Here is a 17,101-nt window from a genome sequence, read left to right as displayed (position 1 = left end):
CGATCAATGTTGGCAGGGCCCAAGCCGACAGTGTTCCCGCGCTTCTGTAAAATTTCACAAGTTTGAAGTGACTACATGTCAATAAAGATTAGCCACACCTTTGTGCCGAACTGCTTTGCCGGCCAGTTCATCAACGCCATGATCAATTTAAGCAGCGGAAGTCCAAAATAACTTGCTTGACGATTGACCAGTTGATCAACTCTTAAACAGACACGTGTAATTGGTTCGGAGTTCAAATGAGAATTGGTCTCGTAACGCCCGCATGGCCCGGAGGGAGTCATGCTAATGGAATTACTACATCCGTATTTTACCTATCCCAAGGGCTTCAGGCTCAGGGGCATGAAGTCACGATTATTTCTTTAAACGATGAAGGGTTGAAGAATGACCGTGATCGCAGTGTTTTTATTCTACCAAAAGCGCGGAAAATGACCGTTCTTGAACGAGCAAAAAAGCATCTGAATCTGGATGAGCCATTTCATGAGATCATCGGCGAGCAAATTGCTGCAGCAGTTTCAGAGGCAGCGCGATCTAAGAGTATCGACGTATTGATTATGGAGGAAACTCATGGATGGGCGAAAACGGTGCAAGAGCTTTTGCCAATTCCTGTGATCGTCGTATTGCACGGCCCTTGGTTCATTCAGTCTGGACTGCAAAGGGAAAAAACGTCGATCGATGATCGTCGTCGTGAACACCGTGAAAGCCTGGCAATCAAAGGGTGTGCCGGAGTTGTCGGTCCGTCCCGTAGTGTCTTAGAAATGACGCTGTCTGAGGTGCCTGGGATCAACTCAGAGCAGGCAGTAATCCATAATCCAATCCTACAGAAGCTACCGGTTTGTTATGACAAGTTGGATGAGAAGCAACGCAAGAGTATTTTGTTTGTTGGGCGCCACGACCATAGGAAGGGAGCAGATACGCTTTTTAGCGGATTTGCCAGGTTGGTTGAGCAAGGCGCGGATGTATTTCTGACTTTCATAGGGCCTGATCCAGGCTTGAAGCAGGCGGATGGCAGTATTGTTTTCATACCAGAAGCATTGGCGGCCCTGGGTCATGAAGTTTCCAGCCGCATCACCTACCTCGGAGCTTGTAGTGGGCAGGAAATCGATCTTCACCGTCAAAAGCACTTATTGACCGTTGTAACGTCACGATACGAAACATTTGGATACACAGTTTTAGAGGCTTTGGCTGCGGGTTCCGCGACCATATCCACAGCCGCAGGCGGACCGGAAGAGATTATTCGAGACGGTGAAACCGGACTACTTATACCTCCCGATGACCCAGCAGAGTTAGCAAACGCTTGCATGAAGCTCCTCAATAACCCGGATTTAGCAGCGTCGTTGGGTAAAGCCGCCCGTGTAGACGTTAGCAAGCGGTTCAACCCTGACGTAGTTGCGGCTGCTTTGGTTGATTTTTCAAAGAAAGTGGTCGCCGGATCAACTTGACATGTTGCTGGACCATAGTTGGATCAATGTGTCGTCGGAGGGCCCGATAGCTCGTATTCGGCGCGCATACATTCTGTAGTCTGGCCAGGGGCAGCTATTGTCTACTGTTTATGAGGCCTGAACTTGTAATAAACCGTTAGGCATATTGGCTAATTAGCGTTATTTATATCATGTTGTTGAGTTTAAGGGGTTTTGATGCGAGTCGCAGTCGTAATACCTTGTTATAAAGTTAAAAATTTTGTCTTAGATGTGATCAATGCAATTGGGCCCGAGGTCGATTGTATTTTTGCAGTCGATGATTGTTGTCCTGATGGCAGTGCGGATTATATTGAGAAAAACTGTGTTGATGATCGGGTGCAGATTGTCCGTAACAGTATTAACCTGGGCGTCGGCGGAGCCGTAATGGCCGGATATCGGGCGGCGTTGGATGCGGGCATGGATATCGTCGTAAAGGTTGACGGCGATGGTCAAATGGATCCATCGCTTATCCCCCTATTCATCAGTCCGATTGCGGCTGGTGAAGCAGATTATGCAAAGGGCAACAGATTTTTTTCTGCGAGCGCTGTCAGAAGTATGCCGAGGCAAAGGTTGTTTGGAAACGCTGCCCTTAGTTTTATGACAAAACTATCTAGTGGCTATTGGAGTGTATTCGATCCTACCAACGGCTATACAGCAATTCACAATCGGGCTTTGGCATCAATTGATTTACGTACATTATCAGAGCGTTATTTCTTCGAAACGGATATGTTGATACGGTTGGGTGATCTTCGCGCGGTGGTAATCGACGTACCCATGCGAGCGGTATACGGTGACGAAGTCAGTGGCCTGCGTGTCCGAGAAATATTCAAGGAATTCCTGACCAAGCATGTAAAGGCCACGATACGGCGAATTACTTACCTCTATCTCTTGCGCGACTTTAATATAGCTTCCCTTAATCTCGTGATGGGTGCACTTTTTATGATCTTTGGTCTGATCTTTGGGAGCATAGAGTGGATTAATTCAGTCCGCACAGGTGTTACGGCATCGACGGGCACAGTGATGCTTGCGGTTTTGCCAATAATTGCAGGGCTGCAGATGCTTTTGTTCTTTCTTGGATACGACATCAGTGCTGAGCCTAAGCGCCCGGTCCAGCATCAATCTGTGTTGTCCGCACTCGATCAGGAGACGGTCAAAACGGCCGACATAGATGAAAAGACAAGAGAGATAAGTTCCGTATAATGAGTATTTTGCCTTATGTATTTACTATTACTGCTGTTCTTGGAATTGCCGCTGGGCAGATACTATTTAAGACCGTTGCGTTGCGGATAGCGGGGCGGCCTCCATCAGTATTAATTCAAGATCCTGCTTTCATGGGCCCATTGATTGCGTCACTGGCAATTTACGGTGTCGCCACCGTGATGTGGATTCTCGCATTGCAGAGCTTGGCGCTGTCGCGGGCTTATATGTTTATGTCTTTGTCATTTGTGATAGTGCCCGTCTTATCGGCGACTTACTTTGGTGAACCTTTGACCTGGGGGTTTCTGGCAGGATTGTCGCTGATTGTCGTTGGAGTAACTCTGACTCAATTGTTCGGATAGATAATGACAAAAGCTGATGCGCGATTAATAGCCCTTAAATTTATTCTTGTTTGGCTCGGTTTTTTTTCGGGTTGGAGTCTCGGCTCGATTCCATTGACGCTGTACGGAATGCCTTTCTCGACCTTGTGGATCGCTGCGTTGACAGGGGTTTTGGGCGCTATTGCAGCGCTTCGATCTGAAGTTGTATGGGCGCCGGTACTGATGGGCGTGATACACGAAAGCGACGAGTTTCATTGGCCTAAGAAATCGGTGATCGGAAGTGTAGCAATGGGTGCGGTGTTAGTGCTCGTAACTATTGTTTATTTTTTGCCGACAAATGATGCGCGACCATTTTGGTTGATTGTCCTCGTTCTTTCTGTGTTTTCGATATGGGTTAGTCAAACGCATGAAATGCAGAAAATACAGTCTGAGAAACATCTTCAGACACTTAGCCTTGTGCCATTCTGTATGTTGGTCTTGCTTATTTGGCTGCTGTACATCGTTGTCCTGCGCGCTGACGCAGATGATGCGTTCTACCTAAATCTGCCGATTGGCATGATATTTTCACAGAATGGAATGCTTGTCTCAGACACTATGTACGGGATCGACAATTGGCCCGTGCTGGGAACCAACTATAAGCTGGAATCGCTGCCTACTTTAACCGCAGCAATTTCCTGGCTGACCGGTATTTCGGTGGTTCTGGTCGCACATTTTGTGTTGCCGATGATCTGGTGTGTGGTTTGGGCTGCCACCTTGTTGGTGATCGGCCAGGGGCTGTTTGGGCGCAACTGGTGGCTTTTCGCGCTGTTTTCTGTTTTGGCTTCAATGGTTTTTGCTGGGACTTTGCAAAGCTGGGGTGTGCATGGAATATCGCGTTTATTCCATGGCAAGGCGCCGCTTATTCTCGTTGTTGTACCGCTCATTGTTTTCGTGGTGTACCGAGCCGACATTCACAACGTCAAATTGCGTCATGTTGTCCCTGCCTTGTCCGCGCTGACACTTGCAGGCCTCGGGTTAACCGCGAACGGGGTCTATATTGCTCCTCTGGCGCTTGGTTTGGCGGTTGGTGCAGGCTGGGTTTCCCGCGGAGGCCAGGGTTCTCAACGATTGCTGACTATGCTGGCAGCTGTGCCCGTCCTGATTGCGGGTGTATGGTTATTGGTCTTTGACAAACCCGTCGGAGTTCAGGTGACAAGCAATCCTCCGCCACACAAAGGGCTCGCAATATGGGATATGGTTGCCGATAAGCCCAATCTTCTACTGCTGGCCGTGCTTTTTTGGGGCGTGGCTACGGCGGCTTGTTTTCTTCGCAGTGGTCGCTGGTTGTCTGCGTACATGTTCGTGACACTGCTGTTGGTTATTAATCCCTTTGTCTGGCCACTCTATGATCGTTTCGCAACGGGCGGATTAAATTTTCGGTTGTGGTGGGCCGTCCCGGTGCCAATGGGTTTATCCCTTTTGCTCACCTGGGGCGTCATTCGTTCTGGATGGTTGCGACTGGGCGCCGGGATTGTTGGCGCAGTTTTGATGGTAACGACAGTGTTGCCCTGGGGTCTTCTTGGGACGCGTGGCACGTTTATCAAGCCGTCCATGGTTAAGTTACCCTTGGAGGAACACGAAGTTGCCTTGCAATTGCGAGAGCTTGTTCAGCCAGATCGTACCGTGCTGGCGAGCGAGTCACTCTCAGCGGTGTTGCCGGGGTTCGAGGAAAGCCCACGTCTTGTTTACAGCAGACGGTCATATCTGGATCAGGTCGAACCGATTGTTGATTCTGGCCGTCTTTACTCAAAACGCATTCTGTCTAATTGGGTAAACGGAGAAGGTGAGAGTCGGTCAGCTGATGTTTTGGAGGCCTTAGAATCGGATTGCATTGGATTGATTGCACTACGCAGCGACCAACTAACGGATGATATCAATACCGTCCTTGCAGGAATTTCCGCTGAAGCGATTGCAAAAATAGAAAACTATGAAGTCTACAATGTAGATGCGAGTTGTGAGTAAAGACAGGTCTTCCAGAGATGATCCGGGTGCAAAGATATGTGCCTTAAGATTGATTGCAGGAAGGGATGCTTGACCGTCACATGGTAAGTTTGGATTCCCGTGGCGCCGATTTCCTGGTTTTCCCAATCGCCTTTCGTACAAGCGGGAACAGGACGAGGCATGTCATACCTGCCACTGAGTAGACTATCAGCGCAACCCAGATGCCGTATCCTATCAACAGGCAAGCAAGCGCAGCGAGCAAACCTGACAGCAAGCTTAGCAAAAGTGCCCCAATCACCGTGTTGTCCTTTGGTTCTTCACTCTACGTGGATCGCCCCAGCACGATACCACAAAACAACAAAGAGTTGTAAAACTAGTGAGGGCATACACTGCCTGCGAGACGGCAGGGTATCGCCGGGCATTAGCGGAATGTTGCCGAATCGGTACTGATGCGGCACTGGAAACAATGCTGGATAGTTGCAATATTGTTTCAGAATCATGGTGCTGTTGTTACCTGCAAACAGTTTTTCGTGAATTGTGTCAAAATAGTGATGACCTGAGTGCTGAAGCCTGTTAAGCACTACAAAGCTCCCGGTTAAATTGTACATGGTTGTGTGAAAGGGTTGAGCATGAAGAAGTTTCTGGCAATTTTGTCGGTGGCTGTGGTTGCATCTACAGGTGCGCAGGCAGTGACAGTAAATATGGCTGAGCATTCTGGCTCAGTTGATGTAGCGGTCGACGGAAAAACTGCGACTTTTGACAAGGGCGGGATTTCTGGAACGATTGAAGCGTTTTCCACTAATCCATATCCCGACGCAAATCCAACTATTACATCCAATTATTATGGGTTGGGTGTTCGGAATGGACCAGATGATGTGGCATACTATCCGGGTGACGGTACGTATGATGCAGGTGATTATGGCTCGTTAGGTGGTGAGATCGACGGCCGCAATCAAGATGACTGGCTTACATTCACCTTTAAGACGGCTGTACGCTTGATCTCGCTGACGTTGGGGAATTTTGATGGGACCGACCCCTGGAACGATAACGCATATATTAGCGTTGACGGTGGTCCGGAAACACGCATCAGCACATGGTTCCATTCGTTTGGTGATGTAGCGGCAACATCCTTTACGGTTCGGGCTCGAGATTATGATGATGAATTTCTGGCCTATAGTTTCACTGTTGCTCCCATTCCGCTTCCGGCTTCGGCATTGCTGCTGCTCGGTGGTTTGGCGGGCTTTGGTCTAATGCGGCGCAAACAAACGCGCTGATCTACCGAAGTAAACAGTAAGCGCTGCTAGAAATGGCTGCTGCTGTTAGTGCTTACTGTTTACTTCAAATCAAGTGTTTGTTTCCATATGGCGAACGACTGACACGCTTTCTGACACATTTCCGCCTTATTCAGTGGTTGATGTTTTGTGTTATTGCCTTTCGTCTGCTATCATGAAGCCAACGTTAATTAGTATCACTTTGTTTGGAGTAAGGTATGCTTAGTAGAATTCTCGCAGTTGCTTCGACTGTTGTCTTGATCGCAACCGGAGCACAAGCGGTTACCTTTAATTTGACCGGCGCCGGTGGAGGTGATCTGAGCGGCACAGGATCGCGGACAGCCACATTTGATGAGGACGGGGTATCCGGGCGTGTAAGGGCCAACTCGACTTATCGTGGCGGCAGAGATTCCGTGATCACAAGTGACCGTCACGGAATTGGGGTGGACAATGGTCGATCTCATGACAGCCCTGATATTGACGGTGCCAACGGCAGCGACTGGTTAACATTTACGTTCGACACCGCTGTACGCTTGGTGTCTATCTCTTTCGGACATTTTGATGCTTATGATCTGGGTTTCGATTGGCGTCGTGGCCTGTATCTGGTCGATGATGATGACGCCTGGGTCAATGTGCGCGGCGATGGCGCAGGCTTTACGGGCACAGATCGATCAACGTATTACTTCGGCGATGTGATCGCGCGCGGCTTTTCTATCCGTGCCTTCCAGCGTAATGACGACTTTGTTGTTTCAAGTTTCACAGTCGCGCCTATCCCGCTGCCTGCTTCTGCACTGTTGCTCATTGGTGGTTTGGCTGGATTTGGAGTGATGCGCCGGCGTAAGCAGCGCATGGCTTAACGTTTGCAATGTGTTGCCGCTATTTGGTTCTGGGTTTGAGCGACTTATACTAGATTGTCGGGACGTAAGCTTTCGGCTTTCCGCTTTGTCATAATGCGACGAACGAAAATGAGATGGTCCAGGTCATCGGAGCGAAACCTCAGCAACAAGTAACGAACTTAGCTGAAGCAGTGTGAAGACTCGGTTCTTAGAGCCTCCACACTGCTTCAGCTAAAGTTCTTTCTCTTCCAACGTTTACAGCTAATTCGTTGCGGGTAAGTAATACCTCAAATGAGATGCCTTTCGCCAAACCCGAGAAAGCAGAGATATCTGCGAAGTCGGAGAAAATTGTGGCTTCTTCAATTAAACTGATCATCACACTGTCCATAGTCGCCATAATTGGGCTGATTGGATGGTATAAGTTTGATGATGGCGCGAATTTCGATACACAAATAAGCAGCGAGTACGAATGGCATGTGTTGCAGCCAAGTCCCGAATTCGAAAAGCAGTTCGAAGCGGCTCTTGTCGATCCTCACATAGTGTTTGGAGATAAGAATTTGTCGCAGCTGGATGCCATGGTCATCGGCCGCGTTACACCAATCTGGGCAATGGAGCATACGCACGGAATTGGGGTTAGGCACCAATGGCCTGCCGTCTATGCCATCGCGCGTTTCTCGGGTGAAAAAATCAGTCTTGTTTTTGACGATTCAGTGAATCGGTACAGAATTACGATTGACGAGGATGTAGGTTCGGCTTTGGTGGTTGATAGACCAGGTGGAAAAGCCGTGGAAATCACAGGGCTTGGTCCAGGAGTGCACTCAATCAGGTTGGATAAGATAAGTGAATCCTTCGATAAAACGGGGGATTTCTTGGGTTTCTTTGTTACTTTAGGTAACGATATGCCGCCTACCCGACAGAAGGAACGACAAATCGAATTTATCGGGGACTCAGATACTGTCGGCTATGGTAATGTCTCTTCTCGTCGTGAATGCTCCGGAAGAGACGTGCACTTGTTAACTGACACTCAGCTCGCTTTTGGCCCTCTTGTGGCGCGTCACTTTCAGGCCGATTATCAGATTATGGCAGTTTCCGGTTCGGGGGTAGTTCGCAATGCCGGCGGCGTCGATCCGGGTAATACAATGGTCGATCGCTATAATCGCCTGCTAGAGGAAGACGAGACTACTGAACTGGCAGAGAGTTGGAGCCCACAGGTGGTCGCATTTGCACTTGGTTCTAATGACTTTTCAACGCCGCTTGGAGCCGAAGAAGCTTGGCCAGATCAGGAGGCGCTGAGCATCGATTTTGTGGCTAGGTATGTCCAGTTCGCAAATAGGGTAAGGCTTAGGTATCCAGGCGCGCTAATTATATTCTTCGTTTTTGAAGGCTATGGATCAGAGTATTTGGACGCGCATCAACAAGTGCTAAATGTTCTTCGCGCAAACGGTGATGAGAAAGTCGCTATGGTCAACTTGCCGAAGATTGAGAAACTGGGTTGCCATTGGCATCCTTCACAAAAGGATCACCATCTTATGGCTGACAAAATTATCCAGTTTATGCAAATGCAGCCCGCAGTTTGGTAAGATGTTGGTTGGATGTCGTTTAATGCCAGAGATTGTCGATAAACCGTCCGTTGCGGCGGCAGAGGGTGCTTGATGCAAGCGAAGCTCGGAATTTGAAATGATTTCATTCAATCCACTATTTGATAAATTAAGTACGATTGTACACCGCCCTGTACATAGTATTCTGACCCAATCTGATGACAGATGGGAAGTCGCTCAAGCCGATGATAACCATGTACCACCCGCCGTGTTCCTGCCGGGTCAGCTCGAACGGATTGAAGACACCGAATTTGCGCCGGTAGACGCGGTAATCCGATCATTCCGTGGTGATTTTGTTGTGCATGAGTCGCCGACCTATGCACATCGTTTCCGGGATGTGGATCTCGTCGATGGGGTGATTTATTCAAAGCAGGGCCGGCATCACTTGCGTGCACGTCAATCTCGATCGATCTCATACAATAAGCCCACTGAAGCGATGAGTGGGGTGATGTACGAAAGTTGGATTGGAAACCGCTGGTTTGGAAGTTGGCTGCGTGAAGATTGCCTTACTTATCTACTGACGGAGCCTTTTGGCCAACCGGTCACAACTGCATCTGAACCCAGCGGTCATGTTCCCAGATATGAAAGTCTTCTGGGCATGGCGCCCAAGCGTATAACAAATGTCCACTTCGATGAGCTAATTCTGTTCGAGGACCTACCAAACAATTCAGGAAAGGCCGATCGGGCAAGAGACGCCCGGAAACGTTTGCTTGCCGGGAAAACTATAGAACCTTTGCCCGGAGTGTTTATTCTACGAGGTCAGTCCGGTGATGCGAGAGTCCTGGAAAATGAAAGGCAAATTGCCGAAAAGCTCTCTGATACCTATGGGTTTCATATCCTGGATCCGGCGAGTGCGAGCGTAGATCAGATCGCACTTATATGTGGTCAAGCAAACATAATTGCGGGCGTAGAAGGAAGCCATTTGGCACATGGATTGGTGATGATGCCGCCTCATGCCACGCTTTTTGTAATTCAGCCCCCGAGCCGTACAGTTGCCGTGTTGAAAGTCGTGACAGACAGGCAGGATCAGAGATATGCATTTGTAGTAGGAGAAGGGACACAACACAAATTTCGTGTGGATTGGGAGGATATCAGGCGAACTCTGGACCTTTTGGGATGACGCTTAAATACTGCGGGTGGCCTGCAATCGGTCAGTCATTCGCTCTTGTCCTTCCGTTATGATCCAACAGAAGGTGGAGATTGAAACGCTTGTGTCAGGGCACAGACATCAGAACCGGTTTTTTTGAAGTGAGTTAAATAAATGTTCTCAGTTATAAGAGGCGATTATGATCGCCATGGGCGATCTGTACTGGATGCGGCTTTTATTTCATTGCAAGTCTATCGCTTCGGGCGTTGGGCAATTCACCGAAAGACGCCGGTGGCGCGGTGGTTTGCAAATAAAATCTACGGGTTTCTCAAGGTTTTCATTCTGAATGTGACAAAAATTTGGATACCACCGAAGACAGTTTTGGGCGAAGACTTCCATATCATTCACGCGGAAGGCAGCCTTTCCATTCATTCTGACGCAGTAATTGGCGACCGTTGTGGAGTTATGCATAATGTCACAATCGGAACCAATATGGGGCAAGGGGCCCCAATTATAGGTAATGATGTGTTTATTGGTGTGAATTCCACAGTTCTTGGAAACATACGTATTGGGGATCGAGTACATATAGGTGCCAACACAGCAGTCGCGACCAATGTACCTTCTGACTCGACTGTTGTGGGGTCCCCGGCTCGGATATTCCCGAGGCTTGGTAGAATGACAGCTGGCGCAAAGCAGCCAGCTTCGGCCGAAAAGAAAAAGGTGCTCTGATCGTGAAGGGTTCAAACCTTTATCGCCTGCTTGCCGATAATCTAAACGAGAACGCGGACAAAGTGGCGTTGTATGATGCCCGCCGTTCAATCTCATATTCTGAATTGATTTCTGAGGCTGATGTTGTCGCTCGTTACCTGACCAGCATTGGTGTTGGTCCCGGTGACAGGGTGGTCGTTCATCTACGCAAATCGATTGAAGAAGTCGTTGCGATGTTTGGTGCCGCCAAGATTGGTGCAGTAGTAGCCAATGTGCATTTCCAATGGACAACTGAACAACTTCTGTACGTGGCGAAAGATTCTGGGTCGAGTGCGATTATTGTTGGAAAGAGTGCACAGAAAGGTCTGGCGAACCGGACCCTGCCTGAAGATGTACGCGGTGTCTTGGTGTTCGACAACAAGTTTTACTTAGCAGGATCTCAGGAAGACGGATCAAATCAGGACAAACCAGAAAAAGCTGAGGAGTTTAACGCCGCGGCTGAGGATCTGGCGATGATCATCTATACTTCGGGTTCGACCGGGATGCCGAAAGGAGTCATGTTGAGTCACCGAAACATTCTCATTGGTGCTGAGACGGTAATCGAATACCTGAATTTGAATAGAAATGATCGCCTTTTGTCGGTATTACCGTACAGCTTTGATGCTGGTTTGAACCAGTTGACTACTATGCTGATGGTTGGTGGCAGTGTTGTGCATCAGCCCGTTATTATGCCCGCGGAAATAGTAAAAAGTATTCAAGCACACGAAGTAACCGGATTTGCAGGTGTTCCACCATTGTGGAACCAGATTGTCCGGCTGCTCAGAAAGTCGCCTGAAGCATTGAATTCGCTGCGTCTGATCACAAACACAGGTGGCAAGATCCCGATTGATATACTTGAGAGCATGTCAGAGACTTTTCCAAAGGTTAAGATCTACTTGATGTACGGCCTTACAGAAGCCTTTCGGTCGACCTACCTTCTACCTGAGAAGTTCCAGAAGAAATTGGGTGCAATTGGTCAACCAGTGCCAAATTCTCAAGTCTTTGTTATTAAACACGGAGAAGGGCTGGCGGGACCAGGCGAGCAAGGCGAGTTGGTCCACGCTGGTCCGCTTGTCAGCCTTGGGTATTGGCGGCAACCGGCGCTGACCCAGAAGAAGATACGACCCTGCCCGGAGCTGATTGATGTGATTGGAGACACGCCTGTCGTGTATAGTGGTGATATTGTCCGCGTAGACGACGACGGTGATTTGTGGTTCGTCAGCCGTGCTGACGACCTCATTAAAACCAGTGGGTTTCGGCTAAGCCCAACTGAGGTGGAGGATCTTGTCTCCCTCAGTGGGTTGGTCTGTGATGTGGTTGCATTTGGCGTTGAAGACGATGACTTGGGTCAGATTGTTCATTTGGCAGTGACAGAGGCCGACGGGTTTTCTTCGGCGGCATTATTAACCCATTGTAAGAAAGTAATGCCGGGATACATGGTTCCGCGTCATGTTTGCGTCTGGCCTGGTCAGATGCCGCGAACAGCTAGTGGAAAGCTGGATCGGACGACAATTATTGCCAACGCCCAGATCAATAGTTAGGGCTAGTCTATAAAGTAAAATTGAACTGAATATTCGAGGTGCATTCAGCAATGGTTCTATCGGCACAAGACATGATCGACTTTATGAGCGAATCCCTTAATATCGAAGAGCAGATTGATCCTGATACGGAACTGTTTTCTACGGGTATTCTGGACTCGGTTGCGATGATGAACATGATAACTTTCGTAGAAGAGAAAGCGCGTATAGATATTCATCCCGCAGATGTGACACTGGAGAACTTCGACACTATCAACAGGATCGTTGCACTGATAAAAAGTCAGTCTTGATATGAAGGAATTTGACGCACGCCTAAAGGAAGTTGTCGATCGGTTCGGAACACCAAGCTACGTATATTTTACCGAAGCAATAGATAGCCGAATTGCTGACATACAGGCTGCTTTTGGGAAACGGTTCGCATTAAGCTATGCAGTAAAATGTAATCCAAATCCCGGCCTTCTTAAATGGCTGTCGCAGCGCATCGAGTTCGTCGACGTATCCTCTATTGGTGAATTTCGTCTTGCGAAACATGCAGGTTGGGGGCCAGCTCAGGCAAGTTTTACAGGACCCGGAAAGCGTGAGGTCGAAATCGCAGAAGCGATCGAAAATGATATCGGTGAATTGATCATCGAGAATGTACGAGAAGCAAAAATCGCAAATAAAGTAGCTGGAGAGTTCGGGCGCCGGCAAAACGTACTTATTCGGTTAGCGCCATCATTCGTACCAAAGGGATTTGGCGATCACATGGCGGGACGCCCAAGCCCATTTGGCATCGACGTTGAAGAGGCGAGGGAGCAAGTGCCGGAAATAGTGGCTTTGCCCAATTTGTCAGTTATTGGATTTCATATCTATTCAGGAACACAGTGCTTGAATCCAGAGGCGGTTTGCGAAAACTACCGAGTTTTCCTATCGGTCTTTCGCGAAGTGTGCCAGTTAAACAATATCGTTCCTCAAAAATTGATTTTTGGTTCGGGCTTAGGGATTCCCTATCATCACGGTGACACCCCGCTGAATTTGGAAGACATTGCAGACGGTATTTGCACTGAGATTGAAGAGTTTTGTGCTGAAGCCAGATTCTCTGATACCAGATTGATTTTGGAATTGGGGCGTTATTTGGTCGGAGAAGCAGGTTTTTTTCTGACAAGCGTAGTCAACATCAAAGAGTCCAGGGGTCAGCGAATTGCTATATGTGACGGAGGCATGAATAATCATTTGCCGGCTTCCGGTCATTTCGGGATGGTAATTCATCGTAACTACAAAATGCACGTATTGGGTGAGAGCGGTGACGCAGAAAAGGTGAACCTTGTTGGCCCGTTGTGCACCTCGATAGACAGGTTGGGCAACGCCGTTTCTCTGCCGCGCTTGAATGAGGGGGATGTCGTTGCGCTTCACTGTAGTGGGGCCTATGGTTTGACGGCTAGTCCAATCAACTTCATAAGCCATCCTCACCCCAATGAAGTTCTATTTGAAAAGTCGAATATAGTAGATGTTACTCGAGATGGGTTTACCGATCGGTATTAGTTACTTGCTTATGGCTGGTGTCTTTGACGGTGAGTTTTCTTGTTATAAAAATGGGTGATTATTTTATTCTCCTTGAGGTGTTGATTGCCGAGAAACAGTGACTTTTGACAGCTTCGATTTGAAAATGTAGAACATTTAGGTGGGTTTGTTTGGAGGTTAAAATGTTAAATGGATTGAGCGGTATATTGCGCCCAGCCATGAACTTTGTGGCATTTTTTGTCGTATTGATATTCTCAGGTGCTGTATTCCAACAAACCTATGAGCATCCGAAATACAATCCGGATTTGATAAGCTACCTATCGGTAATTTTGGATAATGAACTGGAAGACGGTGATCGATTAAATTTACGTGTTCGCGAAGAGATTTTGCAAAATACTTCGGAGCATATTGTGCAGAAGTTGGAGGCAGATGACTTTACGGGCACTTTGCTTACAGACGAAGAGGCGCTGCGACAGCATATGCCGTTCTTCGAAAGCAGGTATGGTTATCTGGCTATCATCAAGGCTGGGAATAACATAACTGGATCGCTGGTAAGCTCTACGATATTGATTGGCGCGGTATCTGCTGCAAGTATTACATTTCTCGTGGGTTTGTACATGTTGCGATTTGGTTTTATGTGCGTACTGCTTACAATGCTCGCTATTCCTTACTTGGGCGTAATCGACGTCGGCAGAGAGCAATCTCCTGACGCCCTAGCGGTTCTTTTGCTACTAGCGTTTATTTATTCTATTGGTCGGCATGCTTTTCTAACTCTGTTGCTTGCAATACTCATTGTCTCAATACGTCCTGATTATATCGTGTTCACTTCTATTACGGTTCTGGTTTTGTTTTTATATGAACGAGTCAGTCTTAAGGTGTTAATTTCAGTTCTCCTCGTAACCCTTATTCCATTTATATTTACGAAATTCTACTTTGACGGATATAGTCATCAGAAATTATTCCATTACACTTTGATTAGCCAGAATTTCTACCCGCAGGACATGGTAATATCTGCGGATCTTGGAGACTATCTCAAAGCTTACTTCAGGGGCGTGTATAGTATTGTTTTCGGCAAATATGTTGTCATTTATCTGCTCGTCGTAGGCCTGTTGATTTCCTATCTAGAACACGATGACCGGGATTTAGGTTTTTGTTTGTGCTTAGCATCAATTTCAATGATTTTCGTACATTTTTGCCTCTTTCCGGCGGCGTTCGATAGATTCTACATTGCTCCGAATATCATAATATTTATCTCTCTTTTGAAAGGAATGATAAGGCATAGATCTGAAACCAGTAGAGTTGGCTCGAATCCTATGTTTTATTGATCTGATGATGGGATACGTTTGGAGCTGCTCCGAGTTGTCATTTCGACGGCCTCAATCACTCCCTTTCTGCGCCTTATGTCATGTTTAACATCAAGAGTCTCCTGAGTTCGGACTGATGCTTCTACCGAAAAGTGTTGTCGATGCCTAGAACAGACACGAAGTCCAATGCCAGAATTGGAATTTCCGCTCTTTTGGCTCTGATTATTGGCGGGATGGCCGCCCTTTCAGCAGGAACGGTGCTTTTCGTATCGACCTACGCAAACATTCAAAACACCACAGAGTTGCTAAACACATCTGCTGAGATGATCATCGATACGATTGAAGAGAATGTCATAGATTTGACGGCACCGATTGAGAAATTGGCAAAAGCCTTGAAGAAAGGTGCAGAAACGGGCGACATCGACCTTGCGAATATAGAATTTCTGAATGCCTATTTCGCCGGAGTTTCGGCGACTGTTCCCTATCTTACTGATCTGGGTGTCGTTTACCCAGATGGCAGCTACTTGTTTATTACGCAAACATTTAGTCCTGATGGACCTGTTTTTACACCCACTGTTGAACCGCCTACTGCAGGTGCCGTTCATTATATACAAGAAGTCAAAAATAAAGAGAGCTTCTTTTGGAACGAGCCGTTTTTCAACGATGGAAGAACTCATATCTCAGTGGCCGTTTCGATACAGAAAGGTGGGGATTATCTTGGGACTGTGATCGTGTCTTCCACTGTCCACCATTTTTCCGAGGTCGTAGGTGAATTGAACGCTAAATACGGCGTCACGGGATTCATCCTGTATGGTGACGATCACGTTTTGGCTCATCCAAAGATACTCGAATTAGCGCCAACCGATCTGAGTTCGGCCAGCCCTCTGCATTCTGTGAGCACACTTGGTGATCCAGTGATTGCGCAGATGTTGAATGTATCCCCCGAGTTTCACGGCCGTGATGACACATTTGATGGGTTCGTGGTCGAGACGGAACAAGGTGAACAGCTGATTTTGACGAGTACGATGGAGAGTTTTGGCTCCGTGCCTTGGGTTGTGGGTCAGTACTCTCCGCTTAGCGACTGGAGCGGTCAGTGGTCACGGTTGAGCGATTCTGTGTTGGTCGGTTTGGGTTTGGTGGCGGTCTCCGTTTTGGCAGCGTTGTTGCTGGCCAAGCGCGTCGCCGCTCCGATCCGCAGATCCACGGAAGGGGCCATGGAGATCAGTCAATTGAATTTGGACCAGATCGGCAACCTGCCGCCATCTCGTGTCTCTGAGTTGAACCAGCAGGCTATTGCCTTCAACAGAATGTTGGTCGGCTTGCGATGGTTCGAAACCTATCTGCCCAGAGCTTTGGTGAGGCAGCTTGTCAAAACCGGGAATACGGCGATCGTTCAACCACGAGAAGTCGAGTTGACCGTCATGTTTGCTGATATTCAGGGGTTTACCGCATCGTCGGAAACCATGTCTCCGAAAGACACCGCTGAGATGTTGAATCGGCATTTTGAGATACTGAACCGATGTATTGAACAAGAAGGAGGGACTCTCGACAAATACATTGGGGACGCTGTGTTGGCATTTTGGGGCGCGCCGGAAGAACAAGCGGATCATGCCGAACGCGCGTGCCGCGCCGCTTTGGCTATTCGCCGGTCTCTGAGCAACGCTGGAATTGATTACGGTGTCAAGATAGCCCTTCATACAGGGCCACTTATCGTCGGCAACATCGGGGCTGTGGACCGGATAAACTATACGGTTATCGGCGATACAGTGAACACTTGCGCCCGGATCGAAGCATTGGCCGGAAGCCTGCCGTCAGACGAGTTAACCAGGATAATGGTCAGCGAAGCGACAGCGGGTTTGCTTGGCCGGTCTTTCGATTTGACTCATGTCGGTGACTTCCAGGTCAAAGGACGTTCAGGTCCGGTAACCGTTTATCAGCTTTAGCGGTCTAATTTGACTTGGGCCAATCGGGGCACTGAGGATATTGTCCCCGCCGGAGATTTGGAGACTGTTCCTTTGTCAGAGCGTCTTTGCCTGCAGAAATCTCGCCGTGCGTGAACGAATTCAGCTGCATGCAGAGAATAGCTGAAACAGTTCGAGTGTAGATTTCACGCCAATACTTTACTGACGCGCCTCTCCAAAAATGGGGATGCCGGTTCGGAATGTTCTTGGTGTATATTTTGTTGTTTGAGTGTTTTGTTCAAGTTTTGTCCAAAGGGTTTTTTATTGTTTTGATTGTCATGTTT

The 17,101-nt window shown here is 48.1% G+C and carries 14 protein-coding genes; all 14 read left to right on the top strand.

From position 1 onward, the window contains the following. Positions 1–236 precede the first annotated feature (236 nt). The gene (locus BLU89_RS17850) at positions 237–1,439 is read left to right on the top strand and encodes a glycosyltransferase family 4 protein (RefSeq protein WP_074738571.1); all 1,203 of its coding nucleotides are present in this window, start codon (positions 237–239) and stop codon (positions 1,437–1,439) included. 195 nt (positions 1,440–1,634) lie between these two features. After that, complete coding sequence (locus BLU89_RS17845; RefSeq protein WP_074738569.1) at positions 1,635–2,657, top strand: glycosyltransferase family 2 protein; 1,023 nt, start codon at positions 1,635–1,637, stop codon at positions 2,655–2,657. Beyond that, positions 2,657–3,016, top strand: coding sequence for a DMT family transporter (locus BLU89_RS17840; protein WP_074738567.1), 360 nt, complete (start codon positions 2,657–2,659; stop codon positions 3,014–3,016). Before BLU89_RS17845 ends, BLU89_RS17840 begins: the two co-directional genes overlap by 1 nt. Positions 3,017–3,019: 3 nt before the next feature. Beyond that, a complete protein-coding gene (locus tag BLU89_RS17835) occupies positions 3,020–4,996 on the top strand; it encodes a DUF6077 domain-containing protein (RefSeq protein ID WP_143030608.1) in 1,977 nt (658 codons plus the stop codon). Positions 4,997–5,604: 608 nt separating this feature from the next. Then, on the top strand, positions 5,605–6,249 hold the full coding sequence (locus BLU89_RS17830; RefSeq protein WP_074738563.1) for a VPLPA-CTERM sorting domain-containing protein: 645 nt from the start codon (positions 5,605–5,607) through the stop codon (positions 6,247–6,249). 215 nt (positions 6,250–6,464) lie between these two features. Continuing rightward, positions 6,465–7,103: a VPLPA-CTERM sorting domain-containing protein gene (locus BLU89_RS17825; RefSeq protein ID WP_074738562.1), complete on the top strand. Its 639-nt coding sequence runs from the start codon at positions 6,465–6,467 to the stop codon at positions 7,101–7,103. A 329-nt stretch (positions 7,104–7,432) separates the two neighbouring features. Further along, a complete protein-coding gene (locus BLU89_RS17820; RefSeq protein WP_143030607.1) occupies positions 7,433–8,662 on the top strand; it encodes an SGNH/GDSL hydrolase family protein in 1,230 nt (409 codons plus the stop codon). 97 nt (positions 8,663–8,759) lie between these two features. Then, positions 8,760–9,800 carry a glycosyltransferase family 61 protein gene (locus BLU89_RS17815; RefSeq protein WP_074738559.1) on the top strand — a complete coding sequence of 347 codons (1,041 nt, stop codon included), beginning with the start codon at positions 8,760–8,762 and terminating at the stop codon, positions 9,798–9,800. A 141-nt stretch (positions 9,801–9,941) separates the two neighbouring features. Then, positions 9,942–10,496: a serine O-acetyltransferase gene (locus BLU89_RS17810; protein WP_074738557.1), complete on the top strand. Its 555-nt coding sequence runs from the start codon at positions 9,942–9,944 to the stop codon at positions 10,494–10,496. 2 nt (positions 10,497–10,498) lie between these two features. Beyond that, positions 10,499–12,055, top strand: coding sequence for an AMP-binding protein (locus tag BLU89_RS17805; protein WP_245709785.1), 1,557 nt, complete (start codon positions 10,499–10,501; stop codon positions 12,053–12,055). Between the two features lie 83 nt (positions 12,056–12,138). Then, positions 12,139–12,342 (top strand): acyl carrier protein, encoded by a 204-nt coding sequence (locus tag BLU89_RS17800; RefSeq protein ID WP_245709784.1) that lies wholly within the window; start codon positions 12,139–12,141, stop codon positions 12,340–12,342. 1 nt (position 12,343) lies between these two features. Continuing rightward, positions 12,344–13,573: a type III PLP-dependent enzyme domain-containing protein gene (locus BLU89_RS17795; protein ID WP_074738551.1), complete on the top strand. Its 1,230-nt coding sequence runs from the start codon at positions 12,344–12,346 to the stop codon at positions 13,571–13,573. Between the two features lie 161 nt (positions 13,574–13,734). Next, positions 13,735–14,877, top strand: coding sequence for a hypothetical protein (locus tag BLU89_RS17790; RefSeq protein ID WP_074738549.1), 1,143 nt, complete (start codon positions 13,735–13,737; stop codon positions 14,875–14,877). Positions 14,878–15,017: 140 nt separating this feature from the next. Further along, the gene (locus BLU89_RS17785) at positions 15,018–16,799 is read left to right on the top strand and encodes an adenylate/guanylate cyclase domain-containing protein (RefSeq protein WP_083347789.1); all 1,782 of its coding nucleotides are present in this window, start codon (positions 15,018–15,020) and stop codon (positions 16,797–16,799) included. Positions 16,800–17,101: the final 302 nt, after the last annotated feature.

It is taken from the genome of Ruegeria halocynthiae, from assembly GCF_900106805.1.
GTDB lineage: Bacteria > Pseudomonadota > Alphaproteobacteria > Rhodobacterales > Rhodobacteraceae > Ruegeria > Ruegeria halocynthiae.
The sequence above is the reverse complement of the archived record's forward strand: the minus strand, read 5'-3'. Positions and strand labels throughout refer to the sequence as shown.